This window comes from Modestobacter sp. DSM 44400, assembly GCF_900107175.1.
Classification (GTDB): Bacteria; Actinomycetota; Actinomycetes; order Mycobacteriales; family Geodermatophilaceae; genus Modestobacter.
Window position 1 is genome coordinate 1 of record NZ_FNOZ01000080.1, and the last position, 9,241, is coordinate 9,241.

The following is a 9,241-nucleotide window of genomic DNA, read 5'->3' on the forward strand; positions in this document are numbered from 1 at the left end:
GTACTCCCATCCCAGTACGCGGGCGCACCTGCGGGCGAAGAAGATCGCTCACACGATTCCCGAACGCAGCGACCAGATCGCACGCCGCAAGGCCAAGGGCTCGGCCGGTGGGCGACCACCGGCCTGCGATGCCGAGCTCTACAAGGACCGCAACACCGTCGAACGCGGGTTCGGCCGGCTCAAGCAGTGGCGCGCTATCGCCACCCGCTACGACAAATACGCCACCACCTACCTCGGCGGTGTCCTCCTCGGCTGCATGATCATCCATCACCGCGTCCGCAGTTAGCAGACACGCTCTAGGCGTGTGCGAGTCGCGCGCAGCGCGGACGCTGCGTCGAAATCCCGGCTCGGAGAGGATGCGCATGCATCGCGCCGGCTGAGCGACCAGGTTCCCGCCCGGTACCGCCACGTTCCCCGCTGGGATGCAGCGGCACGTCGCCTGGTTGTTACAGGTCCGATGCGCCGAGCCCAGTCTGAGCGAGCCAGGCGCGGAGCCAGATCATCAGGCCGTCCCACCAGCCACTCACCAGCATGATCCCGAGGACGATCAGCAGCCCTCCGCCGACCCGCATGACGGTGCGGGCATACCGGCGGGCGAATGCCGAGAACAGGAGGGCACGCCGGGCGCCGAGTGCGACGAGGACGAAAGGCACGCCGAGGCCCAGGCAATAGGCCAACGCGAGGATCGCGCCACGTCCGGCCGAGGCTTCGGTATAGGCGAGGGTGTTGACCGCGGCCAGCGTGGGGCCCAGGCAGGGCGTCCAGCCCAGGCCGAAGACGACGCCGAGCAGCGGGGCACCGGCCAGCCCGGTCCGCGGACGGTGGTGCATGCGCCGTTCACGCTGTAGCCAGGGCAACGCGCCCAGGAAGGACAGCCCCATGGCGATGATGACGACACCAGCTACCCGAGTGAGCGCCGGCGCCCATTCCAGCAGTAGCCGTCCCAGGCCGCCGAACAGCGCGCCGAAGGAGACGAAGACGGCGCTGAATCCGGCGACGAACAGCAGGGATCCGGCCAGGAGTCTTGCCCGTCCGGGGGCATGGGGTGACACCGCAGCGGTCCGGATGGCAGGCAGGTTGCCGGCCGGTTCCCTCCTGTCGTCGTCCCGAGGAGGTAAAGAGTCCCCGCCCGTGCCGACGTCCCGGGGACGCGCCGAGGCCCCGCTGGTGACCTCGGAACCAGCCAGGCCGGCGACGTAGCTGACGTAGCCGGGGATCAGTGGGAGGCAGCAGGGGGAGGCGAAACTGATCAGCCCCACCAAGGCGGCCACCGCGACAGCTACGAGCAGGGATCCGTCGGTGACGATGCCGGCGAAGGTGGCACCCAGATCGCTCACGGCGTCCCCTCATCCAACAGCAGGCCTATGGCAGTTCGGACGTCTCCGCCGCTTACCTGGCCGGTGTACACGGCCGCGACCCGGCCCTGCCGGTCCAGCAGGATGGTGGAAGGGACGACGTTGGCGGGGAAGCCGCGGAAGGTCAGTGCCACCTCACCGCGCGGGTCGAACAGCGAGGCGTAAGTGGCTCCGACAGTTTCCACGAATGCCGCGGCCAGCTGCCGCTCGTCCTTGACGTCGATGCCGAGAAACTGCACGCCCCGGTCGGCGACGTCGGTGTAAACGGCCTGGAGCTCTGGGGTCTCGACCCGGCAAGGGGTGCACCAGGAGCCCCAGAAGTTGATCAGGACGATGTCGCCGTCGAGGGACTTCGAGCTGAACGGGGTCCGGTCCAGCAGCTCACCGGAGAACGACGGAGCGGGAGCCCGGAGCTTCGCCGGCAGCACCGTAGCGGCGGGTGTGGGCTCGGTGAACTGATACCCGCCGTCCCCGCCGTCGTTCCCCGCTGAGCAGCCGAGCAGCACCGTCGACGCGGCTCCGGTCAGTGCGATCAATACGGCTCGTCGGCTGATCGGTGCACCAACGAGCTCCGGTACCCCGGGTGGCGCGCCGTCAGCCGGCGATCGTCTTGAGATCATGAGCGATGTCCTCGGCGTCGTCCTGAGTCAGGAGCACGTGGGCCAGGTCCGTCAGGGCCGTACAGCAGCACCGAGTTCGCGTGCTCAGTCCCGTTGCTCTTTACGAGCGGGACCCTTGCTGCCTGCTGAGCCAGATCGACCTCCGCCTGGGTCCCGGCCAGCCCGATGAAGCGATTGGGCAGCTGCCGGTCGAAGAGCGACAGCCACGGGCCGAGCGCCTCGGGGGTGTCCCTGGCCGGGTCGGTCGTGACGAAGACGACCCGCGTCCGGCTGGCCACGTCCCTAGGCACGTCCTGCAGCGCCCGCGAGATGTCGGCCATCGTCGTGGGGCAGACGTCGGGGCAGTGGGTGTAGCCAAAGAACAACAGGGTCGGCTTCCCGGCTGTCTCGGCGGTGAAGTCGAAGGGCTGCCCGTCTTGGTCGATGAGGGTGAACGCAGGACGGCGCCAGGGCTCGGCCAACCGTGAGCCCGCGTAGGAGCTGCCGGGCACGGAGATCTGGGCAATCCGGCTGCCGTGGTCGTGCGCCGGTCCCCCCGAGCAGCCGGCGCCCAGGACCGAGGCAGCGACGGCTGTCAGTGTCACCAGCGACCGCCGCGTCTGGGCCTGCTAAACACGTTAGTAGGCTACCGTCCGTGCGGACTCTCGCTTCTCTGGCCTCTGTACCGGCTCTGCTGCGACCACGTAGTAGTCGCTGACTGTGCTCGACACCTAGAGGGAACTCATGCTGCCGCTGGCTCTGCCGTTCCGCCCTCCCGGGGTGCCGCCGCCCGTGGGGAGTGCTCATCGATACGGCCGTCGGTCGCGGATCCTTGCTGTGGCCACCGCCGGCGCGCTGTCCCTGGCCGGTTGTGGCACTGCCGAGGCCGGTGGTACGGACAGTCATCCTCATCCGGAAGCCGGCGCGGGCGAGCGCACCAAAGCCGAGGGTGCGGCGGTTGAGTTGGAGCACGTGCACGGGTTGGCCGTCGACCCCGCGGACGGGGAGCTGTATGCGGGAACCCACTACGGATTGGTGCGAGTCTCCGCAGGCGGGCAGCTGATCCGGGTCGCCGACCGGGTGCAGGACTTCATGGGCCTCACGGTAATCGGACCCGGCAGGTACCTCGCCAGCGGGCACCCGGGAACGGGGCAGCCGGGGCCAGCGAACCTGGGCCTCATCGAGAGCACCGACGCGGGCCGGACGTGGACCACGCTCTCACTGGCAGGCGACGCCGACTTCCACGCCCTGGACGCCGCCCAGGGCGTGATCTACGGCTACACCGACGGGCGACTGCTCGTCAGCAAGGACGGAAGGGAATGGGCCGACCAGGGCGCGATGGCCATCGCTGACCTGGCCGTAGACCCCACGCAGCCAGACCGGCTGCTGGTCACCACGGAGCAGGGTCCGGCGCTGAGCGCGGACGGCGGGAGGACCTTCGACCTGGAGCCCGACAGTCCGCTGTTGCAGCTGGTCGCCTTCTCACCCGAGGGTGCGGCGGCCTTTGGGGTCTCCCCTGGGGGTGAGGTGTATGCCAGCACTGACGGCGGCCGGACCTGGGACCAGCGTGGGAACGTCGGAAGCGCACCGGCGGCCCTCGGGGCGGTCGGACAGAATGTGTACGTGGCCGTCGAGGGTGCCATCGTCTCCTCGACCGACGGCGGAGCGACCTTCGCCGACATGTACCGCGAGTGACCTGTGCCGCGACGCACACACCTCATCGGCCTGGCGGCCACGCTGGCCTTGCTGGCTGGCTGCGCGGCAGGTGCACCGGAGGCCAGGGACTCCCGACCGTCTGACACACCCGTCGGTCCGCCGATTGCCACGGTTCCTCCCTGCGAGGACCTTCCGGATGACTCGACCTCACCGGACGCGGATGCCCTTCCGTCGCTGACGCTGTCCTGCCTCGGTCCCGGGCCCGCCGTCTCGCTGGACCAGCTAACCGGCCGGCCCACACTCGTGAACCTCTGGGCCACCTGGTGCGGCCCGTGCCGGGAGGAGATGCCCCTGCTGCAGGATGCCTACGTGCAGTACGGCGAGCAGGTGCGTTTTCTCGGTGTGGACACCCAAGACGATCCTGAGGCTGCAGGCTCGTTTCTCGCCGACCTCGACATCGGCTATCCCCATGTCGTCGACCCCAGCGGGCAACTCCTGAGGGAGCTGGGTGTACGCGGCTTGCCGGTCACGCTCGTCCTCGACCAGACCGGGCGGGTCAAGGCTCGTTCCATCGGGCAGCTCACGGCTGATGAGCTGCAGCAACTGCTTGGATCTGTCCTTCCCTGAGCTGAGCCATACCCGGCATTCCGAGTCCCAGATGCATCGGCCGGGAAGGGACGAGCCGACGGCTCCTGCGATGGCTCGCGATGGCCCGGTCGTAAGGGCTCCCGAGGCAACATCCCACATCTCTCAGGATCGGATGCCCCAGTCCGGCCAGCCCATTCAGCCGACGGCGACCCCGGCGAGGAAAAAAGGAAGGAAGCAGCCGAACAGGACGGCCACCTCGGTGGACCCGGTATCGACCTCGTGGGCTTCGCGCAGGAGTTCTTCCATGATCAGGTAGATGATGACGCTGGCTCCTAGACCCAGCACCCCGGTGATCAGCGCCGCGTTGGTCTGCGCGATCAGCCAGCCGAGCCCGCCAGCCCCGGTGATGGCCACACCGATGCCGGCGGCGGCGGCGAGAACCCGTCCGGGTGACCAGCGCTGCGCCAGTGACTGGGCGGCGGTGACGCCAAGCAGCCCCATCTCCGGGGCCAGCGCGATCGCGAACAGCAGCCCCGTACCCGAACCCAGCGCCACGGACAGGCCGATCAATACGCCATCGACCAGGATGTCGGTGACCACCGTCACGACCAGGCTGCCCATTCCACCACTTCCCTCGCTCCCGGCGAACTGGCGGATCGCCAGCATCCCGGCTAGACCGAGGACCATGCCGATCGCGGTGTAGGCCAGCTGGCCGGGCCGCGCCAGTAGTTTGGCCAACACGTCGACGACGAGTCCGGCCAGCACGGTTCCGGCCGCGGCGTGCTGCACCAGCGACTGGGTCCGCGTGCTCAGTTCTCTGCGGGTGGCCAGCACACTGCCCAGAACTACTGACACTCCACCGATCGCCGCGTAGCCGACCGACACCGGCAGCACACCGCTCATCGATCGACCTTCTCGTCACTTCTCGAACGGCGGGGATCCACGGCGAGGCGGTGTACCCAAACCCCTTTTCCCCACCCTTACCGCTTCGGTCGGGCAGGCGGGGCGGCCGCCAGGCTCCGTGCGAGTAGTCGACTCGCGGAGGCACCAGCGCGCTAGCATCGCCACATGACGATGGAATCGGAGCTTGCCGGGACAACGGTGGAGCCGCCGGTCAGCGAGACGACAGCCTTGTCCGCCGCGGCGTGCATGTTTCGCAGCCTCGGCGACCCAACCCGGCTGGCGATCTTGCAGCACCTCACGATGGGCGAGCACAAGGTAGTGGACCTGACTGCCCATACGGGGCTGGCGCAGTCCACCGTGTCGGCGCACCTGTCCTGCCTGCGCGACTGCGGACTGGTCTCCTCCCGACCGCAGGGCCGAGCGTCGATGTGGTCGCTGGCCACCGGCTCCGAATTGCTGGACGTGCTGGCCGCCGCGGAGCGCTTGCTCGCGGTCACCGGCGACGCCGTCGCACTGTGCCCCACCTACGGCGAGGAGGCGAGCCGGTGACCACCCATACGCCTGCGCTCCCGGACGCGTTGACCCCCGAAGAACGCACCCGGCTGGGCCGCCGAGCGCAAGTGCTCGCCGGGGCATCGGTGACATACAACGTCGTCGAGGCGGTCATCGCGGTCACCGCGGGCCTCACCGCCGGATCGGTCGCCCTGGTGGGGTTCGGGCTGGACTCCGTCGTCGAGGTCTCCAGCGGGCTGATCATCCTGTGGCAATTCCGCAACCGATTGCCCGAGACGCGGGAGCAGCAGGCGCTGCGGCTGATGGCGTTCTCCTTCTTCGCCCTGGCCGCTTACGTGACCGTCGAGTCCCTCCGGAGCTTGATCTTCGGCAGCGAGCCCGAGCCGTCCCCGGTCGGGATCGGTCTGGCGATCGCCTCACTGGTGATCATGCCGTTCCTGTCCTGGGCACAGCGGCGCACCGGCCGGGCGCTGGCCTCAGACACCGTCGTTGCCGACTCCACCCAGACTCTGCTGTGCACGTACCTGTCCGCGGTGCTGCTCGTCGGGCTGGTACTCAACGCGACACTGGGCTGGGGCTGGGCCGACCCGATCGCCGGGCTGATCATCGCCGCGGTCGCCGCCAAGGAAGGCGTCGAGGCGTGGCGCGGAGAAGGCTGCTGCGCACCTGGCGCCGGCGGCCCGCACGCCGGAGGCGACGCGTGCGGCTGCGGCGAGGGATGCACCGACGCCTGCTGCGCCCCCACCGGCGCAGGGCCGCAGACCGCCGAGGTCGTCGAGATCGTCGACCGGCAGCCGTCGTGACTCGCCGTCCAACGCACGCGACCGGTCACACCGACCGTCCCGTCCGCGGCTAAGGAGCAGGCATTGCGCGACCAACCCGAACACCCCGCACATCAGCACGCAGCGCCGAGGAGTCTTCCCGCGGGCATGGACATGGGCATGGGCGTGGGCAGCCGGGTGGGCACGGCGGGCACAGCCACGGGCCCAGCCCCGACGCCGATCGGCGGCTGCTGACCATCGCCCTGGCGCTGATCGTCGGGTTCATGGCCGCCGAGGTCGTCATCGGGCTCATCGCCTCTTCGCTGGCGCTGATCGCTGACGCCGGGCACATGCTCTCCGACGCCGCCGCCATCGCCCTGGCGCTGATCGCGATGCGGCTGGCCGCCCGCCCGGCGGCCGGGTCCTTCACCTACGGGTTGCGCCGCGCGGAGATTTTCTCCGCCCAAGCCAACGGGCTGACCCTGCTGCTGCTGGCGGTCTTCTTCGCCGTCGAATCGATCCGGCGGCTGCTGGACCCGCCGGCGGTCGAGGGCGGCCTGGTGTTGGCGATCGCATTGGTGGGAGTCGTGGTCAACCTCGCCGCCACCTGGGTGCTGAGTAAGGCCAACCGGCAGTCGCTGAACGTCGAGGGCTCCTTCCAGCACATCCTCACCGACCTGTACGCATTCATCGGCACCGCGATCGCCGGGCTCGTCATCCTGCTGTCCGGTTGGGACCGAGCCGACCCGATCGCGTCCCTGGTCGTCGCCGTACTGATGGCCAAGGCCGGGCTCGGGTTGGTCCGGGAATCCGGGCGGGTCTTCCTGGAAGCCGCGCCCCGGGGCATCGATCCCACGGCGGTGGAGCAGCAGCTCCGTGCGGCCGGGCCCGTCGTTGACGTGCACGAGTTGCACATCTGGGAAGTCAGCAGCGGTTTCCCCGCGATGTCCGCGCACGTGCTCGTCGCCCCCCAGCACGTGCTCGTCGCCCCCCAGTACGACTGCCACCGGGTACGCGAAGAGCTGGAAAGGGGACTGGCCGACCGGTTCGGCATCAACCACACCACGCTGCAGGTAGACCACCGCGACTCCCTCATCGCCGACCCCAGCCTCCCGTTGCGTGGAGATGCCCCGCAGGCACACGCGGGTCACTCCCGCCCGATGCGAACCACCGGCGACCATCCCGCGGAAGACTGCAGAGAAGGGCTTCGTAGCCATCCATCGACTGGTCGACCCGACCTGTCCGGACCCACCGACCGCGAGGACGCTCTCGGCCACCTCGCGAAAGAAGCCCCATGAGGACCGCGCACGGAAGCCGTGACATGGCCTTCCGCCGCTCCCGGGTATGGCGAGCACTTGCGGTCCTCACGCCTTACTGCGAGGTGTGTGACGTGTCCTACATCCTCGACGGGCCGGCGACTGGCCAGGGGACGACGTTCGTCTGCGTCCCCGGCCGGCTTGACGGACGGCCCCCGCCGGTCGGCGCGCCGCGCGGCGAAATTGTCGAATGGTGCCCCGAGCAGCGGGTCGTCACCCGCCTCGAACTCACCCCCGAGGTGTGGACGACGACGATCGACTTCGCAGACGCCGGCGGCGGTGGCACCCAAATCGCGATCACCCTCACCCATGAACCATGCGGCGGCGGCAGCGCGCGCCAGCGGCTACAGCGCGCCGGTCTTCAACGGATGATGCGGCGCACCGTCGATGCGGAGCTGGCCAAGATCCCCGACCACATCGACCAAGCCGATCATCGCGCCGACGAGTCCAGCGGCCAGAACAGCGACCGGCTCGGGGACCGGCCGGAACTTTGAAGGAAGCGGTGACCAGGCCCGAGCGGCACCATGGTCCGACCGGAGAAGACTGGTTGGCGTGTGGTTGGCCTGCGGCAGCGCGGGCCGCGCGCAGCAGCCGCAGCTCGGCCGGACGTCCCACCGCCGCTCATCTCCACGGACCGTGGTATCCGACTCCGTGCGGGCGTGGTCACCCATCTCCGTCTTGGTGCACCGCGGTCGGCGTGTCCACGTCAGTACCGGCTGTGGACCTCAGGGCTTCGGTAACGGCGAGCCCCCGCGAACCTCCAGCATCTCCACCATCGTCTGTGTTTCCGCGGCCTGGGTCTCGGCGATCGAGCGGGCGAGGCGTCGGACGACAGTCTGAGAGGCGTGCTGCGCGCCGTCCTGGGCCATTGCCGATCCCCCTTGGTGGTGGCGGATCATCAGCTGCAAAAAGTTCACGTCGAAGGCCGGCCCGGACAGCGAGCGCAGGTGAGCCAGTTCCTCTTCTGTCGACATGCCCGGCATGAGCCCGGCCGCGGTCATGTTCCGCCCACCCGCCATCCATGCATCGTGTCGCCCCCTGTGATGGACCATCCCCACAGCGATAGCCAGCCTTGCATCCGACCAACCTGATTGGTCTGTGTGGCCGAGATGTCGAAAGCCAGACGTTGCACCTGAGGATCTTGGCTTCGCGCCGGTGCCAGATTGGCGGCTCTTCGCGGTTCCTGGTGAAGCGCAGAGACGTGGGCCGGTGATCGTGGTGTGACCCGGAGACGTTGGGAGGATGTCCCGAGTTCCGTGGAACTTCGGTAGCGGCCCGTTGATCAACTAGGCGGCGTTGCTGACGGGCCCATCATGCGCGGCGGGTACGACAGTTGCAGCGGTGGCCTGCTCGAGGGCGGTGCGTAGCGCCGGCAGGTGCAGGTGGCCGTTGACGCGGCGGAATTGCTTGCCTGCCTCGATCATCCCGGCGGCGCACCAGCGCAGCGCCATCTGCCCGTCGCGCCAGCGCTTGACGTTGGTCGAGTGCTGGCGGCAGATGGAGATCATCGACTCGATCATGTTCGTGGAGCGCATCGATCGGGCCAGTGT

Annotated in this window: 13 protein-coding genes and 1 pseudogene; 7 read left to right on the forward strand and 7 right to left on the reverse strand. The window is 69.0% G+C overall.

Going from position 1 to position 9,241, the window contains the following annotated elements; all coding sequences use genetic code 11:
• A partial coding sequence (locus BLW04_RS23530) for a transposase (RefSeq protein WP_139306999.1) occupies nt 1-286 on the forward strand: 286 nt, incomplete at its 5' end.
• 160 nt (nt 287-446) lie between these two features.
• Here BLW04_RS23530 and BLW04_RS23535 read toward each other — a convergent pair.
• The 3 genes from BLW04_RS23535 to BLW04_RS23545 form a co-directional block, all read right to left on the reverse strand.
• On the reverse strand, nt 447-1,337 hold the full coding sequence (locus BLW04_RS23535; protein WP_091547895.1) for a cytochrome c biogenesis CcdA family protein: 891 nt from the start codon (nt 1,335-1,337) through the stop codon (nt 447-449).
• A complete protein-coding gene (locus BLW04_RS23540) occupies nt 1,334-1,891 on the reverse strand; it encodes a TlpA family protein disulfide reductase (protein WP_254781916.1) in 558 nt (185 codons plus the stop codon). The genes BLW04_RS23535 and BLW04_RS23540 overlap by 4 nt, the downstream gene beginning before the upstream one ends.
• 80 nt (nt 1,892-1,971) lie before the next feature.
• Nucleotides 1,972-2,559: an SCO family protein gene (locus BLW04_RS23545; protein ID WP_254781917.1), complete on the reverse strand. Its 588-nt coding sequence runs from the start codon at nt 2,557-2,559 to the stop codon at nt 1,972-1,974.
• 232 nt (nt 2,560-2,791) lie between these two features.
• Between BLW04_RS23545 and BLW04_RS23550 the strand changes: the two genes are divergently transcribed.
• The gene (locus BLW04_RS23550) at nt 2,792-3,649 is read left to right on the forward strand and encodes a F510_1955 family glycosylhydrolase (protein WP_217631235.1); all 858 of its coding nucleotides are present in this window, start codon (nt 2,792-2,794) and stop codon (nt 3,647-3,649) included.
• Nucleotides 3,650-3,652: 3 nt separating this feature from the next.
• On the forward strand, nt 3,653-4,237 hold the full coding sequence (locus BLW04_RS23555) for a TlpA family protein disulfide reductase (protein ID WP_254781918.1): 585 nt from the start codon (nt 3,653-3,655) through the stop codon (nt 4,235-4,237).
• Between the two features lie 156 nt (nt 4,238-4,393).
• On the opposite strand, the gene BLW04_RS23560 is transcribed toward BLW04_RS23555, so the two are convergent.
• Nucleotides 4,394-5,101 (reverse strand): ZIP family metal transporter, encoded by a 708-nt coding sequence (locus BLW04_RS23560; RefSeq protein WP_091547897.1) that lies wholly within the window; start codon nt 5,099-5,101, stop codon nt 4,394-4,396.
• Nucleotides 5,102-5,266: 165 nt separating this feature from the next.
• Between BLW04_RS23560 and BLW04_RS23565 the strand changes: the two genes are divergently transcribed.
• The 4 genes from BLW04_RS23565 to BLW04_RS23580 all read left to right on the forward strand — a co-directional run bounded on the left by BLW04_RS23565 (nt 5,267) and on the right by BLW04_RS23580 (nt 8,185).
• On the forward strand, nt 5,267-5,650 hold the full coding sequence (locus BLW04_RS23565; RefSeq protein WP_254781919.1) for an ArsR/SmtB family transcription factor: 384 nt from the start codon (nt 5,267-5,269) through the stop codon (nt 5,648-5,650).
• On the forward strand, nt 5,647-6,417 hold the full coding sequence (locus tag BLW04_RS23570; protein ID WP_254781920.1) for a cation diffusion facilitator family transporter: 771 nt from the start codon (nt 5,647-5,649) through the stop codon (nt 6,415-6,417). Before BLW04_RS23565 ends, BLW04_RS23570 begins: the two co-directional genes overlap by 4 nt.
• A 209-nt stretch (nt 6,418-6,626) precedes the next feature.
• Nucleotides 6,627-7,673, forward strand: a complete 1,047-nt coding sequence (locus BLW04_RS23575) for a cation diffusion facilitator family transporter (RefSeq protein ID WP_256375510.1) — start codon at nt 6,627-6,629, stop codon at nt 7,671-7,673.
• Between the two features lie 92 nt (nt 7,674-7,765).
• Nucleotides 7,766-8,185: an SRPBCC family protein gene (locus BLW04_RS23580; RefSeq protein WP_254781921.1), complete on the forward strand. Its 420-nt coding sequence runs from the start codon at nt 7,766-7,768 to the stop codon at nt 8,183-8,185.
• 231 nt (nt 8,186-8,416) lie between these two features.
• Here the strand turns inward: BLW04_RS23580 and BLW04_RS23585 are convergent, their stop codons facing one another.
• The 3 genes and pseudogenes from BLW04_RS23585 to BLW04_RS23590 all read right to left on the reverse strand — a co-directional run.
• A complete protein-coding gene (locus tag BLW04_RS23585; RefSeq protein WP_254781922.1) occupies nt 8,417-8,692 on the reverse strand; it encodes a DUF305 domain-containing protein in 276 nt (91 codons plus the stop codon).
• Nucleotides 8,689-8,823 carry a DUF305 domain-containing protein gene (locus BLW04_RS28895; protein ID WP_254781923.1) on the reverse strand — a complete coding sequence of 45 codons (135 nt, stop codon included), beginning with the start codon at nt 8,821-8,823 and terminating at the stop codon, nt 8,689-8,691. The genes BLW04_RS23585 and BLW04_RS28895 overlap by 4 nt, the downstream gene beginning before the upstream one ends.
• 154 nt (nt 8,824-8,977) lie before the next feature.
• Nucleotides 8,978-9,241 (reverse strand): annotated as a pseudogene (locus BLW04_RS23590) (IS256 family transposase); the annotation flags it as partial.